We start from the raw sequence: 15,140 nt of genomic DNA, 5'->3' as shown, positions 1-15,140 counted from the left end.
TCCCCCTGGATGACGTCGGGAGCGACTGCTGCTCCCAGCAAAGCGCGCCAACCTGAGGGCCGCCTGATCGTGGCTAGCGGACGATCGCCTCGCTGTAGCCCGCCGGCCCGCCCAGCAGTGCCCGGCGCGACACCGGCGTGCGGCCGTCGACGTCGGTGACGCCCAGCGCGACCGCGAGCTCGGCACCGATCAGCGCCTGGCCCGACCGCTCCCGCTTGAGCGCCGGGTCGGCGTCGAGTGCCGCGATCGCCCGCCCGGTGAGCTCGGGGTGCTCCATGATCGGCAGCGAGTCGCGGTAGAGGTCCGGATCGCCGTCGACGACGCGCATCGTGCGCTCGGTGCGCAGCAGGCCCGGCCACAGCGCGACGACGCTGACGCCGGTCCCGGCGAGGTCGACGCCCATGTCGTGGCTCATCTTGTCCACGCCCGCCTTGACCGCGCCGTACGCCGGCCCGTGCAGGTAGCAGGTCGCACCGAAGCCGGAGATGTTGACGACCAGCGGCGCGCGCTCGGCCGACGCGAGCAGCAGGGGAGCGGCGTGCCAGGTCGTCGTGTACGTCGAGCGCAGCCCGACCTCGAACATCATCACCGCGTCGAGCGGCTTCTCCCAGAAGCCACCGCCCGCGGTCACCTCGTCGGGCACCGCGAACGCGTTGTTGACCAGGACGTCGAGCACGCCGTGCTCCGCGCGGACCTGGGCGACGAGCGCCGCGACGGCGTCGTCGTCACGGTGGTCGCAGGCCACGGCGATGCCGGTCCCGCCGCGCTCGGTGACGGCACGGGCGGTCTCGCCGACGGTGCCGCCGAGGTCGTGCGCGGCGGGGTCGACGGTGCGGCCGGTGACGTAGACGACGTACCCGGCCTCGCCGAGGGCGAGCGCAATGCCCTTGCCGAGCCCGCGGCTCGCTCCGGTGACGACGGCGACGCGGTGGTCCTTCGGGTGCGGCACGACTCAGTTCCCCCTAGATGACGCCGGATCGGCGCAGCGAGGCTACCCGGTCGCCGCCGTACCCGAGCTCGGCGAGCACCTCCTCGGTGTCCGCACCGACCTCGGGCGCCCGCCGGGGCGGACGACGCTGCTCGCCGATGACGTTGACCGGGGTGGGCAGCAGGTCGGCGCCGTGCTCGGCGGCCGGCCACCAGGGCATCCGGTGCGCGAACTGGGGGTCGCGGCCGATCCCGGAGGCGTCGTTGACCGGCGCGATGGGGCAGTCGATGGCGAGGCCGAGCTCGACCCAGGCCGCGGTGGTGCGGGTGGCGAACAGGTCCTGCAGCTCGGCGCGCAGGTCCCGGTCGCCGGTGGCGTGGTCGCCGTACTGCCGGCCCTCGCGGCCCGCGAAGAGGTCCATCCGGTCGCAGGCGAGGCAGAAGTTGCGCCAGAACTCCTGCTCGGAGGCCTGGAACAGCACGTGCCCGTCGGCCGACCGGTAGTACTGGTAGCGCACGGCCTCCTCCATCCCGCCCGGTCCGGGGCGGCGCCGGGCGCCGCCGTCGGCCGGGTTCCCGGTCACCTCGGGCTCGGGGCGCTCGTACGCCCGGTGGCCCTCGATCGGCAGCCAGTTGCTGAACGCCGCGGCGTCGCTCTGGGAGATGTCGAGATGGCACCCCGCCCCGGTACGACGTGCCCGCAGCACCGCGGACACCGCCGCGAGCGCGCCCCACAGCGGCCCGACCTTGGTGCCGGTGCCCGTGTGCTCGGGGATGTAGGTGAACCCCTGCTCGTCGATCGCGGGTGCGGCCAGCCCGGCCCAGGCGTCGAAGCCGACGCCGTGCGAGGGCAGGTCGCGGTAGGGGCCGTCGATGCCGAAGCCCGACAGCGAGCACAGCACGATCGCGGGGTTGACCTCGCGGAGCCGGTCGTAGCCGAGGCCGCGGCGCTCCAGCGCTCCGGGCCGCATGCCCTCGACGACGACGTCGGCGCCCTCGACCAGGTCGAGGAACACCTCGGGACCGCCCGGGGCGCGGAGATCGAGCCGGATCGAGCGCTTGCCCCGGTTGACGTGCCAGTGCAGCAGCGAGTGGCCCTCGACGATCGGCCAGCCGAGCCGGCGGATGTAGTCGCCGCCCGGGGGCTCGACCTTGATCACGTCGGCGCCGAGGTCGCCCAGGGTCATGGCCAGCGCGCCGGGCTCCAGCAGGGTGCACTCGACGACGCGGATGCCGTCGAGCAGGGAGGTGGGGGTCACGGGGATCCTCTCGGGTTCAGGGCTGCCGGCCGGTGCGCAGCGGCGACAAGGGGGCGGCGCACAGCAGCGTGCGCTGGTCGGACAGGACGAGGCCGGCGGTGCGCTCGCGCCACCGGTCGACGGCGGGGCCGTGGTCGAGGAACCGCTCGATCTCGGCCCAGCGTGGCCAGTCCGGGACCGACCACACGACGATCACCTCGCTGTCGGAGACCATCGCGGTGCGATAGGCGCCGGTGAGCCCGAGGCCGGCGCCGAGCGCCGGGTCGAGCCACTCGCCGGCCAGGAGCGCCAGGTACTCGCGGGCCCGGCCCCGGGCCACGGTCACCACCTCGTGGAGGTGGCAGACCGCGGCCGGCAGGTCCGCGCAGAGCCCGTCGATCGTGGGGCTGTAGTCGGCAGGGAGCAGGATCCGGTCGCGCCCGCCGGAGCGGAGCTCGGCGGCCGCCGCCCACCAACGGGCGAGCGTGGGGTCCTGGAGCGAGTCGTGCGAGAGCTCGTGGGCGAAGTTGGCGGCGAGGCCCTCCCAGTCGTCGAGCTCCCACAGGTTGACCACGCTCGGCCAGCGGCCGGTGCTGCCGACCGTCGCCCACACCCCGAAGCAGCGCATCCCGCGCTCGCCGCGCGCCCCGGCGTCCCAGCCCGAGGTCATGTGCTCCAGGTAGTCGGCGCGGCGGGCGCCGATGATGTCGATCTCCTCGTGGATGTAGATCGCGCTCACCGGGCGGCTACTTCGCGAGGTCGGCGTCGATGACCTCGTCCTCGGGGAGCGGGTCGGAGTAGACCAGCACGCCCTTCTGCCGGGCGTACGTCGCCTGGTAGCGGTCCGTGAGCCCGGCCGGGTAGGCCAGGTCGGGCGGGAAGACGAGCTCGGGCAGCTTGTCGAGCTGGTCCTCGGAGATCTCCAGCTGCTTGACCAGCGCCGCCCGGACGTCGGCGTCGTCGTGGTACGCGCCCTGGAGGTGGTCGGCGACGGCGCTGCGCATGCCGGCGAGGAGGCGCTTGCCCTTGTCGCGGTCCTTCTCCAGCAGGGTGGGGCCGAAGAGCACCGCGCCCATGGTGATGTCCTCCGGCTGGCCGAACGCGAAGGTGAGGTCCGCGGACTTCTCCGCCTCCAGCCAGACCGGGTCGGAGAGCCAGCCGGCCTTGACCGCGCCGCTCTCGAGGGCGACCAGGATGTCGGTCGCACCCATCGTCTGGAACTTCACGTCCTCGGCGGAGAGGCCGCTGCGCTCGAGCTCCTCCTCCAGCACCATCGAGACCGGAGCACCGGTGCCGACGGCGGTCGCGACCGTCTCGCCGCGCAGCTTCGCGGGGTCGAAGGTGCCGTTCGGCGCGAGGTCCTTGCTCACCCACAGCCCGGAGCGGCTGTTGTCGGGCGGGAACATGCCCGGCGCCACGATCTTGATGGGGGAGCCGCCGGAGACGGCGTTGAAGAACGCCGCGCTCGGCGCGCTGAAGACGGCGTCCACCTCGCCCGTGGCGAGCAGCACCATCGCGTCGCTGGGCGCGGCGGTGACGATCTCGACGTCGAGGTCCTCCTCGGCGTAGCTGCCGAGCTCCATGCCGACCAGCAGCGGCGCGAACGCCTCCAGCTTGGCGGAGATGGCGACCTTGACGGTGTTCTTGTCGGCGGCGTCGTCGGACGAGCCGCATCCGGCGAGCAGGGCGCCGGCGAGCAGCCCGGCGAGGGGCAGGGCGAGCTTTCGTTTCAACACTTCGGTTCCTTTGCGGGGGTGAGGGAGGAGGGGCGTCACCGGCGGTTCGCCGGTTGCGCCCACGGCAGGAGCCGCCGTCCGAGCGCGGTGACCAAGGTCGTGCAGAGCAGGCCGAGAAGGGCGATGACGCAGATGCCGACGTACATGGGGCGGGCCTGGAAGAGCGACCAGCTGTGCCAGATCCGGAAGCCGACGCCGCTGCTGCCCTGGACGAACTCGGCGCCGACGATGACGAGGATGGCGACGCCGACCGAGAGCCGGAGCGCGACGAAGAGCTGGGGCAGGAAGGCCGGCCACAGCACGTGGCGGAACATGTCCCAGCGGCTCGCGCCGAAGGCACGGGCCGCCTCGCGGTAGCCCTCGGGGATCGCGGTGACGCCGGCCATGCAGGTGATCCAGGTCGGGAAGAACACCGAGAGCGCGACGAGCAGGACGAGCGGCGTCTCGCCGAGGCCGAAGATCAGCAGGAGCAGCGGCAGCAGCGCGAGCTTCGGCACCGTGTAGAGCGCCGAGAGGAACGGGTCGAACGCCGCGCGGGCAAGACCGGAGAGGCCGAGCGCGAGACCGGCCGCGGCGCCGGCGGCCGAGCCGGCGACGAAGCCGACGACCACGCGGCGCAGGGTCGCGCCCAGGTCGTCGAGCAGCACGCCGTTGCGGATCATCTCGCCCGCGGTGGAGACGATCATCGTGGGCGCGGGGAAGAAGCGGACCGGGATGGCGCCCGTGCGGGCGGCGACCTCCCAGGCGACGAGCACCACCAGCGGGGTGAGGACGGCGAGCGCGCGCTCGAGGCGCCGGCGCCGCCGGGCGGTGCGGACCGGGTCGATCTCGGCGGCGGTGGGCCGGACCACCACGGTGGCGCTCACGACGCGCTCCCGCCGGCGAAGGTGCGGGAGACCTCGTCCCGCAGCAGCGTCCAGAGCTGCTGCTCCAGGGCGGCGAACGCGGGCTCGCCGCGGGTCTCGGCGGAGCGGGGCCGGGGGAGCGGCACCGGGAGGTCGGCGAGGATCCGGCCGGGCCGGGCGGACATGACGACGACGCGGTCCCCGAGCAGGATGGCCTCCTCGAGGCTGTGCGTCACGAAGACGACCGTGCGCCGGTCGGCCTGCCACAGCGCCAGGAGCTCCTCCTGGAGCACCGTGCGCAGCTGGGCGTCGAGGGCCGCGAACGGCTCGTCGAGCAGCAGCACCTCCGGCTCGACGGCGAGCGCCCGGGCGATCGAGACGCGCTGACGCATGCCGCCCGAGAGCGTCGCCGGGTAGGCGTCGGCGAAGTCGGCCAGGCCCAGCCGGGAGAGCCAGGTGTCGACGGTCCGGGTGGCCTCGGCGCGCGGTACGCCGGCCACGTCGAGCCCGAACCGGACGTTGGCCCGCACCGACTTCCACGGGAAGATCCCGTAGTCCTGGAACACCATCGCGGTCGGCGTCCGCCCGCTGCCCTCGTGGTGGACGAGCACCTCGCCCTCGCTGGGGCGGTGCAGCCCGGCCATCATCCGCAGCAGGGTCGACTTGCCGCACCCGGACGGGCCGACCAGGCAGACGAACTCGCCCTGGCGCACGGTCAGGTCGACGCCGTCGAGGGCGACGACGGCGTCCCGGGTGCCGTACCTCTTGCCGACACCGCGGACCTCGATCGCGGCGGCGCCCGCGGCGGCGGGCTCGGTGGTGGGGGACAAGGTGGCTCCTGGGGTGCTCATGCGACGGCTCCGGCGTTCTCGTGCGGGTCGGGGATCGAGGCGAGCGCGTCGACGGCGACGACGCGATCGGGCAGGACGATGAGGGGGTTGATGTCGAGCTCGGTCACGACGCCGTCCGCGGCCAGCCGCTGGACCGCCATGACGACGTCGACGAGCGGCTCCAGGTCGGCCGGCGGTGCCCCGCGGAAGCCCTTGAGGAGGGCCGATCCGGTGAGCTCGTCGACCATCCGGTGCACCTCGGCCCGGTCGAAGGGCGGCACCCGGAAGGAGACGTCGCGGTAGAGCTCGACCGCGACACCGCCGACGCCGAGCATCACGGTCGGCCCGAACACCGGGTCGGGTGCGATGCCGACGACCATCTCGACGCCGCCGTCGACCTGCTCGCTGACCAGGACGCCGGCGAGCCCGTCGGGGTGCTCGCCTGCGGGCAGGCCGGCGACGATCCGCTCGAAGTCGGCGACGACGGCGCGCCCCGCGGCGGCGTCGGTGATCCCGAGCCGGACCAGCCCGAGGTCGGACTTGTGCCCGAGCCCGTCGACGACGGCCTTGAGCACGACCGCGCCGTCGTGCCGCTCGATCGCCCGGGCGACCTCGGCGGCGTCGGCGCACAGCACGTCGCGCGAGACCGGGACGCCGTGCTCGGCGAGCAGGCTCTTCGCGTCGAGCTCGGTGAGCTGGCGCCCGGCGCCCGCCGGGGTCGGGGACGGGTCCGGGATCGCGGGGATCTCGTGCGCCCGCTCGCGCAGCTCGAGGTGGTCGGCCAGGGCGCGGATCGCGGCGACGCAGTTGCCGAACGTGCGGAACACGGGGAGCCGGGAGCCGAGCAGCACCCGGCGGTAGGCGTCCTCGGTCCCCGAGGGCGAGCCCCAGATCACGCAGATCGGCTTGTCCGTGGTCTCCGCGACCGCGACCAGGTCGGCCACGAGCGTGTCGCTCATCGGCGGGAAGGCGCCCGTGATCGGGACGACCAGGATGCCGACGGCCGGATCGGCCAGGATCGTCTCCAGGATGCGCCGGCCGCGCCAGTCGCCCACGGGGTGGCCGCCGTTGTCGACGGGATTGCTCACCCGCAGGTAGTCGGGGATCCACTGGCGCAGCGTCGTGACGGTCTCCGGGCTCAGCTCGGGCAGGTCGATCCCTGCGGCGCCGAGCAGGTCGGCCATGTGCGCGCTGGTCCCGCCGCTGATCGCGTAGACGCAGACGCCCGCGTGCGGGGGAGTGCCGGCCCGGGCGAAGAGGGCGGCGGTGTCGAGCAGCTCGTCGAGGCCGTCGACGCGGGCGATGCCGTACTGGCGCATCACCGCCGACGCGACGTCGTCCGCGCCGGCCAGGTGGCCGGTGTGCGACAGCGCCCAGGACCGGCCCAGCTCGGTCCGGCCGACCTTGACCGCGACCAGGGGGACCCCGCGGCGGGCGGCGGCGCGCGCGGCCCGGCGGAACGCCGTACCGTCGGCGAAGCCCTCGAGGTAGAGCGCGATCGCGCCGGTGTCGTCCTCGTGCGCGAAGTAGTCGACGAAGTGCGCGGCGTTGAGGTCGGCCTCGTTGCCGGTGGGCGCCCAGTGGCTGAACCGGATGCCCAGCTCCTGGCCCTGGAAGACGGGCCGGCCCTGGTGGCCGCTCTGCGTGATGAGCGCGATCGGCCGTCCGGGCAGGTCGGTACGGAACTCCTCGAAGAGGTTCATGTTGGTGTTCGGGCCGAGCGCGCGGACCCCGGCCGCGCGCAGCGAGCGGACCAGCGCGGCCTGGCGCTGCCCACCCTCGGGGCCGGTCTCGGCGTAGCCGGCGGCGAAGAGCACGACGAAGCCGACGCCCTTGGCCGCGATGCCCGGGAGCACCGAGTCGACGTCCCCGATGAGCACGATCGCCACGTCCACCCGGCCGGGCACGTCCTCGATCGAGCGGTACGCCGGCAGCCCGTCGATGACCGCCCGCCGCGGGTGCACGGGCACGGCCTCGGCACCGACCCGCGCGGCCCAGGCCGCGACCCGGCGCCAGTTGAGCGTCGTCGGCCGGCCCTCGGCGTCCGAGGCCCCGATCACCGCCACCCGTTCGGGTCGGAACAGGGCGTCGAGGTCGACGCTCGCGCGGTCGATGTGGTCCATCCAACACTCCTTCAGCGAAGCAAATGCTTGGTTCGGGGGGCAGTGTCAGGTTTTACTAACGATCGTTAGTCTGTCAAGCCCCAGGACCTAGGATGCGGAGTCCGATGAACGACGACACGACACGACAGCGCGGCCGCCCGCGCGGCAAGCCGGCCATCACTGCGGCCGACCGGATCCTCGACGCCGCGGCGGAGTCCTTCGCGCTCCACGGCAGCCGCGGGGCCTCGATGCGCACGATCGCCGACGCCGCGGGGATGCGCGCGCCCTCGATCTACAACCACTTCGCCAGCAAGGACGAGCTGCTCATCGCGGTCGGCAAGCGCTACTTCGCCGCGCTGGTCCCCGAGCTCCAAGCGGCCTCACGGCTGCCCGGGACCGGCGTGGACCGGCTCGAGAACCTCATCCGGGCCGCGACCGCGGTCAGCACGGCGCACCCGTTCGACCACCTCACGATGGTGCGCGAGCTCATGCAGGTGCGCCGCGAGCCGGGAGCCGAGTCGCTGGTCACCGACGGTCAGCGCTGCATCGCCATCTGGCACATGGTCATCCGGCGGGGGCAGGCCGACGGGTCGCTGCGCCCGGACATCTCGCCGGCCGGCATGACCTGGCTCATCTTCACCGCGATCACCGGGCTCACCGACCCGGCCCGGCGCGCCGACATCCTGGGGGACCCGGCGACGCGCAACGTCGACACCCTGTGCGCCGTCCTCATCGACGGCGCCCGGCCGGTCAGTCGATGACGCCCGCCTCGCGCGCCAGCCGCACCGCGTGCACCCGGTTGGTCGCGTGGAGCTTGCGCATGGCGTTCTTGAGGTAGGACTTCACGGTGCTCTCGACGAGCCCGAGCGAGACCGCGACCTCGCGGTTGCTCTGGCCGAGCGCGACCTGGGTGAGGACGTCGATCTCGCGGGCCGCGAGACCGGTCGGCACCCCGCGTCCGGTACGACGCGCCGCCGGGGCACGGCCGTGCTCGACCCGGCTGCGCACCTCCTCGAGGCGGGCGCGCAGGGCGTCGTCCTCGACGAGCGAGGCGAGGTCGGCGAGCTCGTCGGAGATGTCGCGCAGGTCGGCGCGGGTGAGCTGGACGTCGGACGGCGGCGCGGGCGTGGCCGGACGCAGGTGGCGCAGCTGACCCAGGCGGCGGCGGACCTCGTCGTCGACGGCGATCTCGCGCTCGAGGCGGCGCACGTGGGGGAGGAAGGCGTCGTACCAGACGTCGCCGAGCACGACCTGGGCCCGGTGGCCGAGGTAGACGATCATCCGGGGCACCCGGTCGACCACGATGGGCAGCGCGGTGACGGTCTCGAGCTGCTCGGCGCGGACCGGGCCGTCGTACTGGTGGGTGATGCCGCGGGCGTCGTAGTAGTTGGTCACCGAGACCGGGCGGCCCATGAGCAAGGCCTTGCCGCCCAAGCCGTAGCCCGAGCGCACCCGCAGGCCCTGGAGGGCACGGGTCTGGGCGCTGTGCAGCCCGGTGATGTCGAGGGCGCCGCCACTGTCGACGACAGGGCCGCCGAAGGCCATGTCGCTGTGCCCCGTCGCGCGGAACGCGGCGAGCGAGCGCAGCAGGCGCGCGCCCTCGGTCGGCGGCTCCTGGACGAGCTCGGGGGACATGGCCAGGGACATGGCTCCCACGGTAGGTGACTGCTGTCACAGGCGGCAACGGGAGCACCCTCCTTGGGAGGTAGCACCCCCTTCGAGGGGTTCGGCGGCGTTGTGGCCCGGCTCACACTCCCGCCGACCGAAGCGAACCCTGAGGAGTGGATTCCATGTCCCGACCGACCCCGATGCGTCGTGTCGCCTTCGCCAGCTGTGCGGGCACGACGATCGAGTTCTACGACTTCTTCATCTACGGAACCGCCGCGGCGTTGGTGTTCCCGACGGTGTTCTTCCCGGCGCTGGGCGACTCGGCCGCCAGCGTGGCGTCGTTCGCGACCTTCGCGGTCGCGTTCATCGCCCGGCCGCTGGGCGCGATCGGGTTCGGCCACTTCGGTGACCGGCTCGGGCGAAAGAAGACCTTGATCAGCACGCTGCTGCTCATGGGCGCCGCGACCGTCGCGATCGGCCTGCTGCCCGGTGCGGCGACGATCGGTGTGGCCGCGCCGATCCTGCTGGTGGCGCTGCGCTTCCTGCAGGGCCTGGCCGTCGGCGGCGAGTGGGCGGGCGCGACGCTGCTGGCCGCGGAGTACGCACCGGCGCACAAGCGCGGCCTCTACGGCGCCTTCCCGCAGATGGGCCCGGCGCTGGCGTTCGCCCTGTCCAGCGGGACCTTCCTCGTCGTCAACCGGGTCGTCGGCGACACCAGCCCCGCCTTCCTGGACTGGGGCTGGCGGGTGCCGTTCATCGCCAGCGCGCTGCTCGTCGCGGTCGGTCTCTACGTGCGGCTCAAGGTCGAGGAGACGCCGATGTTCCAGGAGAACGCCCGCACCCGGGCGTCCACCCAGGGCCCGCTCGCGTCGGCGCTGCGCCACCAGTGGAAGGAGATCCTCCTCGGCGGCGGGTCGTTGGCGATGCTGTTCGCGTTCTTCTATGTCGGCACCGCGTTCCTCACGTCGTACGGCACCACCGCGATCGGGCTGTCCCGGGCGACCGTGCTCACGATCGGCGTCGCCGCGGCGTTCGTCTTCGGCACCATCACGCTGCTGTCGGCGGTCTACAGCGACCGGATCGGCCGCCGCAAGGTCGTGCTGTTCTCGTGCCTGCTCGCGATCCCGTGGGGCTTCGCGCTGTTCCCGATCCTCGACCGCGGCACCGGTACGGCGTTCGCGCTCGGCCTGTTCGGCACGCTCGCGATCTTCGCGATGTCGTACGGCCCGGCGGGCGCGATGCTGCCGGAGATGTTCCGCACGGAGTACCGCTACACGGGCGCCGGCATGGCGTACAACCTGGCCGGCGTGATCGGTGGCGGCACGGCGCCGTACCTCGCCTCCGACTTCGCGGAGGCGGGCAACACGGCGGCGATCGGGTGGATGCTCGCGGTCTTCGCCCTCGGCAGCGTGGTGTGCGTGCTGCTCATGCCGGAGACCCGGCACCGGGCGATGACCAGCGAGGCTCAGGAGGCCGAGGCGGCCACCCTCGCGCCGGTGAACGTGTAGTCGTCCAGCGGGAAGCGGGTGGCCTCGCGGGCCGCGCTCAACGTCGACGTCGGGCGCAGCAGCACCGCCTCGCCGTGCTGGTTGAAGTAGTAGCTCCGCGCGGTGGCGCAGCTGCCCGCGTTGAACACGGAGTTGCCGAGGAGGCCGGTCATCCGGTCCAGGAACTGGTCGTTGGCCTCCTCGGTGACCTCCACGACGTCGGCCCCGCGCTGGCGCATCGCGCCGAGCACCCGGCCCAGGTGGGCCATCTGGGTCTCGATCGTCGTGAAGTACGACAGGCCCGAGTAGGAGTAGGGGCTGTTGAGGGAGAAGAAGTTGGGGAACTTCGGGACCGTGATGCCCTCGTAGGCGCAGAACCGGTTGTCCCGCCACCACTTGCCCAGGTCGCGGTCCTCGCGGCCGACGATCTGCACGGCCGGGAAGTTCACGTCCCACAGGTTGAAGCCGGTGGCGAGGACGAGGACGTCGAGGTCGACGCGGTTGCCGTCGGTGGTGACGATGCCGTGGGCGTCGACGTGGTCGATCGAGGTCGTCTCCAGGTCGACGTGCGGCTTGGTGAACGTCGGGTAGTAGGTGTTGGAGAACGTCGGCCGCTTGCATCCGAAGTCGTAGTCCGGCGTGAGCTTGGCCCGCAGCACCGGGTCCTTGACCTGGCGCTTGAGGTGGGCGGCGCACGCACGCTTGCCGGCGGCGTTGGCCCACGGCAGGTCGCGGAAGTGCAGGACACCGGCGACCATCATCACCTCGAGGATCGAGGTGCCGACCAGACGCGTCGCCTTCTGGGTGAGCGGGACCTTGGCGAACGCGGTGCGCACGACGCCCGGCACCGGGCCGTCCATCTTGGGCGAGACGTAGATCGGCGTGCGCTGGTAGACGGTGAGGTGGTCGGCGACCTTGGCCAGCTCGGGGATGAGCTGGACGGCGGTCGCGCCGGTGCCGATGATGCCGACCCGCTTGCCCGTGAGCTCGATGCCGTCGTCCCAGCGCGTGGTGTGCACGACGGTGCCGGCGAAGTCCTCGATGCCCGCGATGTCGGGCAGCTTGGGCTGGGAGAGGAAGCCGGTCGCGGTGAGCAGGAAGCGCCCGCGGACCACCTCGCCGCCGGCGAGCGTCACCTCCCACGCGGTGGCGTCCTCGTCCCAGCGCGCGCCCTCGACCACGGCGCCGAAGCGCATGTGGCGGCGCAGGCCGTACTTGTCGGCGACGTGGCCGGCGTACTTCTTGAGCTCGGGGCCGGGGGCGAACAGCCGCGACCAGTGGGGGTTCGGCTCGAAGGAGTAGGAGTACGTCGAGCTCGGGATGTCGACGGCGAGGCCGGGGTAGCGGTTGACGTGCCAGGTGCCGCCGAGGTCGTCCTCGCGCTCGAGGATGACCAGATCGTCGTAGCCCTGGCGGTGCAGCTCGATCGCGGCACCCATGCCGCCGAAGCCGGCGCCGACGATCACGGCGTCATGGATGGTGCTCATCGGGAGTTCCTCTCGGTGGCGGCGTCGGCCAGACGCTCGGTGTACGACGCCCGCTCGGCGGTGTCGGCGTGGAGGGCGCGGTCGTCGCGCATCAGGCGCCGGAACCGGTCGAGGACCGGCACGGGCACCAGGTGGGAGCCGGCGGCGAGCGCGCCGACGTACCCGGGAACCGCGATCTCGGCGTCGCGGCTGCGGACCGAGCCGACGACGGCGTCGGCGATCCGCTGGGGGGAGACCTTGGGGATCGGCTTCATGTCGAGGCCCGAGGCGAGGTCGGTGTCGACCGCGGAGGGCAGTACCGCGGTGAGCGTGACGCCGTGGGGCGCCATCTCCAGGCGGGTCGCGGCGGTGAGCCCGACGACCGCGAACTTGCTGGCGTTGTAGACCGCGAGTCCCGGGATGGGGAACTTGCCGGCCAGCGAGGCGACGTTGACGACGTGGCCGCGGCGGCGCTCGACCATGCCGGGCAGGACCCGGCGCATGCCGTGCAGGACGCCGTGGACGTTGACCTCCATCATCAGCCGGTCGAGTGCGGGATCCATGTCGAGGAAGGCGCCGTTGGGCATGATCCCGGCGTTGTTGACCAGGACGTCGACCGGGCCGTGCTCGGCCTCCGCGGCGTCGACGAACGCGTCGTACGACGCCCGGTCGGCGACGTCGAGCAGGTGCGCCGACGCTCCGGTCGCGGCCGCGGTGGCCCGTGCCGTGTCCAGGTCGAGGTCGCCGAACGAGACCTTCGCCCCGCGGGCCAGGAACGCCTCGACGGTGGCCCGGCCGATGCCGCGGGCACCGCCCGTGAGCGCGACGTGCGCTCCGGCGAGGTCGATGGGGGTGGGACGGGTCATCGGCGGGCCTCCTGGCGGGCGACGAGGGAGGGAGCGGTGCGGGCGGCGACCTCGCGGACCCGCTCGACGCGCGAGCGGTCCATGAAGTTCGCGCCCATGACGGACAGGTCGGTGGGGCTCGGCTCGATCCGGTGGACGCGCGCGCCCGCGGCCCGCAGCTGGGCGACCTCGCGGTCGACGCGGCGGGTCATCGGGTGCCGGAGCAGTCGTTCGGCCCGCTCCGCCCCGCGGGCGCGGGCGCCGCCGTGGCTGGACATCGGGGCGACCACGACGACCTCGTCGATCCGGCCGTCGGCGACGTGGGGGAGCAGGAGGTCGGCCGAGGTGGGCGACACGGCGCCGCCGTCGACGTAGCGGCGAGCGCCGATCGCGACGGGCGGGAACCAGCCGGGGATCGCCCACGAGGCCGCGATCGCGTGGCCCAGGGAGGTCGCGGGGGCGTCGGCGCGGCCGAGCGGCACGCGGGCACCGGTGCGGGTGTCCGCGGCGACCAGCCAGGTGGCGGGGTGCGCGACCCAGCCGGTGTCGGGGTCGGCGAGCGCGGTGCCCAGGTCGACGAGCCACTGCGCGACCCCGCCCCCGCGGGGGAGCAGCCCGGCCAGCCCGGACAGCACGTCGCCGCGGCCGCGCAGCGCGGCCCGGGTCAGCCCGAGCGCGGGCAGCGTGGGCCGGGGCAGTCCCGGCAGCCGGCCCGGCGCGCCGGGGGAGGACAGGTGCGCCGCGACGCGGGCGTCGCTGCGGTCCTCGATCGCGCCCGCGGGCACGCCGGCGCCGAGGAGGGCGACGAGCTCGGCCCCGGCCGACGTACCGATGAGGACGTCGGCGGTCCGGGTGTCCCAGCCCTGCCGGTCGAGCTCGGCGAGCACGGCGGCGGTCCAGGCGAAGCCCAGCGTGCCGCCGCAGCCGATGACGAGTGCGCGCCCCATGTGGCCCCCTGCGAGTCGTGTCGAGCAAAGCGGAATGGCGTGTCAGTTACGGAACGTATCGTCAGTTTCGGCGATCTGCAATAGGCTCCGGTGTCATGACGGCGACCACGGAGGGCCTCACGCGACTGGAGCGGCGCAAGGCCGAGACCCGCCGCGAGATCATCGAGGCCGCGTTCACGTGCTTCGCGGAGCAGGGCTACCACGCCACCGGGATCGCCGACATCGCCGCGCGCCTGGGCATCGGGCACGGCACCTTCTACCGCTACTTCGAGAACAAGCGCGACATCGTCGAGCACGTCATCACCGACCTGATCGACCGGATCGTCGGGGCGCTCGGCGCCGAGAACGCGCCCGACGCCGTCAGCACGCTCGACGAGTACCGCGCCCAGACCGCCCGGATCGGCACCGCCCTGGCCCAGATCTTCAGCGAGGACCCCCGCGTCGCCCAGCTCCTGCTCTCCGCCGCGGGCATCGACGACGCGATGCGCGAGCGGATGCTCGACCTCTTCGCGATGACCACGCCGCTCACCGCGGCGTACCTGGAGCACGGGGTGCGGCTCGGCTACCTGCGCGCGGACCTCGACGTCGAGCCGACCGCGCAGTCGATCAACGGCATGATCCTGGGCTCGGTGCTCGTCGGCATGCGCGATCCCGCGCCCGCGCAGCAGGAGCGGCTGAGCGCCGCCATCCGCGCCGTCATGTACGACGGGATCGCGGCGCGCTGAGCGGGGCCGGTTAGCCGCCCTCGAGGCGCTGCCGGAGCCAGGTGTTCCGGGTCCGGACCAGCCGGGTCAGGTAGCCGGTCAGGAACAGCCGGTCGACGCCCACCCCGACCGGCCCGAGGGGCGAGGCGAACGAGATCCGGTCGGTCATCCGGGTCCGGCCGCCGGCGTCCGCCGCGAAGAGGTGCTCGTGGTGCCAGCGGCCGAACGGCCCGCGCACCTGCTCGTCGACGAACCGGCCCGGCACCTGGTGCTCGGTGATCGCCACCGTCATCCGGAACGGGATCCCGACGTGCCCGGCCCGCCAGGTGACGCTCTCGCCCAGGGCGAGCTCGCCGGACGTCCGGCCGCCGACCGCGCGCTCGCCGGAGCGCGCCATGGACGCGG

The 15,140-nt window shown here is 73.4% G+C and carries 15 protein-coding genes; 3 read left to right on the top strand and 12 right to left on the bottom strand.

Going from position 1 to position 15,140, the window contains the following annotated elements; all coding sequences use genetic code 11:
- Window positions 1-73: 73 nt before the first annotated feature.
- From CCO04_RS27080 to CCO04_RS27050, 7 genes are read right to left on the bottom strand one after another with little or no spacing between them, the layout of a single operon-like run.
- A complete protein-coding gene (locus CCO04_RS27080) occupies window positions 74-949 on the bottom strand; it encodes an SDR family NAD(P)-dependent oxidoreductase (protein WP_215817291.1) in 876 nt (291 codons plus the stop codon).
- A 13-nt stretch (window positions 950-962) separates the two neighbouring features.
- On the bottom strand, window positions 963-2,186 hold the full coding sequence (locus tag CCO04_RS27075) for a CaiB/BaiF CoA-transferase family protein (RefSeq protein ID WP_215817290.1): 1,224 nt from the start codon (window positions 2,184-2,186) through the stop codon (window positions 963-965).
- A 16-nt stretch (window positions 2,187-2,202) separates the two neighbouring features.
- A complete protein-coding gene (locus CCO04_RS27070; protein ID WP_215817289.1) occupies window positions 2,203-2,904 on the bottom strand; it encodes a hypothetical protein in 702 nt (233 codons plus the stop codon).
- Between the two features lie 7 nt (window positions 2,905-2,911).
- Entirely contained in the window at window positions 2,912-3,901 is a 990-nt protein-coding gene (locus CCO04_RS27065) for an ABC transporter substrate-binding protein (RefSeq protein ID WP_215817288.1), read from the bottom strand.
- Between the two features lie 35 nt (window positions 3,902-3,936).
- Window positions 3,937-4,767, bottom strand: a complete 831-nt coding sequence (locus CCO04_RS27060) for an ABC transporter permease (protein ID WP_215817287.1) — start codon at window positions 4,765-4,767, stop codon at window positions 3,937-3,939.
- Window positions 4,764-5,597, bottom strand: a complete 834-nt coding sequence (locus CCO04_RS27055; protein WP_215817286.1) for an ABC transporter ATP-binding protein — start codon at window positions 5,595-5,597, stop codon at window positions 4,764-4,766. Before CCO04_RS27055 ends, CCO04_RS27060 begins: the two co-directional genes overlap by 4 nt.
- A complete protein-coding gene (locus CCO04_RS27050; protein ID WP_215817285.1) occupies window positions 5,594-7,699 on the bottom strand; it encodes an acetate--CoA ligase family protein in 2,106 nt (701 codons plus the stop codon). Before CCO04_RS27050 ends, CCO04_RS27055 begins: the two co-directional genes overlap by 4 nt.
- 104 nt (window positions 7,700-7,803) lie before the next feature.
- Here CCO04_RS27050 and CCO04_RS27045 point away from each other — a divergent pair, with 104 nt between their 5' ends.
- Window positions 7,804-8,439 (top strand): TetR/AcrR family transcriptional regulator, encoded by a 636-nt coding sequence (locus CCO04_RS27045; protein WP_215817284.1) that lies wholly within the window; start codon window positions 7,804-7,806, stop codon window positions 8,437-8,439.
- On the opposite strand, the gene CCO04_RS27040 is transcribed toward CCO04_RS27045, so the two are convergent.
- The gene (locus tag CCO04_RS27040; RefSeq protein ID WP_215817283.1) at window positions 8,429-9,325 is read right to left on the bottom strand and encodes a helix-turn-helix transcriptional regulator; all 897 of its coding nucleotides are present in this window, start codon (window positions 9,323-9,325) and stop codon (window positions 8,429-8,431) included. The genes CCO04_RS27045 and CCO04_RS27040 overlap by 11 nt on opposite strands.
- 143 nt (window positions 9,326-9,468) lie before the next feature.
- Between CCO04_RS27040 and CCO04_RS27035 the strand changes: the two genes are divergently transcribed.
- Entirely contained in the window at window positions 9,469-10,794 is a 1,326-nt protein-coding gene (locus CCO04_RS27035) for an MFS transporter (RefSeq protein WP_215817282.1), read from the top strand.
- Here the strand turns inward: CCO04_RS27035 and CCO04_RS27030 are convergent.
- The 3 genes from CCO04_RS27030 to CCO04_RS27020 are packed head-to-tail and all read right to left on the bottom strand — an operon-like array spanning window position 10,752 to window position 14,031.
- Window positions 10,752-12,260 carry an NAD(P)/FAD-dependent oxidoreductase gene (locus CCO04_RS27030; protein ID WP_215817281.1) on the bottom strand — a complete coding sequence of 503 codons (1,509 nt, stop codon included), beginning with the start codon at window positions 12,258-12,260 and terminating at the stop codon, window positions 10,752-10,754. The two genes, CCO04_RS27035 and CCO04_RS27030, sit on opposite strands and share 43 nt — an antisense overlap.
- Window positions 12,257-13,105, bottom strand: coding sequence for an SDR family oxidoreductase (locus tag CCO04_RS27025; protein ID WP_215817280.1), 849 nt, complete (start codon window positions 13,103-13,105; stop codon window positions 12,257-12,259). Before CCO04_RS27025 ends, CCO04_RS27030 begins: the two co-directional genes overlap by 4 nt.
- A complete protein-coding gene (locus tag CCO04_RS27020; protein WP_215817279.1) occupies window positions 13,102-14,031 on the bottom strand; it encodes a patatin-like phospholipase family protein in 930 nt (309 codons plus the stop codon). The genes CCO04_RS27025 and CCO04_RS27020 overlap by 4 nt, the downstream gene beginning before the upstream one ends.
- 95 nt (window positions 14,032-14,126) lie before the next feature.
- Between CCO04_RS27020 and CCO04_RS27015 the strand changes: the two genes are divergently transcribed.
- On the top strand, window positions 14,127-14,756 hold the full coding sequence (locus tag CCO04_RS27015; RefSeq protein WP_215817278.1) for a TetR/AcrR family transcriptional regulator: 630 nt from the start codon (window positions 14,127-14,129) through the stop codon (window positions 14,754-14,756).
- A 10-nt stretch (window positions 14,757-14,766) separates the two neighbouring features.
- On the opposite strand, the gene CCO04_RS27010 is transcribed toward CCO04_RS27015, so the two are convergent.
- Window positions 14,767-15,132, bottom strand: a complete 366-nt coding sequence (locus CCO04_RS27010; RefSeq protein WP_215817277.1) for an SRPBCC family protein — start codon at window positions 15,130-15,132, stop codon at window positions 14,767-14,769.
- Window positions 15,133-15,140 lie beyond the last annotated feature (8 nt).

This window comes from Pimelobacter sp. 30-1, assembly GCF_018831735.1.
GTDB lineage: Bacteria > Actinomycetota > Actinomycetes > Propionibacteriales > Nocardioidaceae > Nocardioides.
Note: the sequence above shows the minus strand (reverse complement) of the source record. Positions and strands in the feature narration are given on the sequence as shown.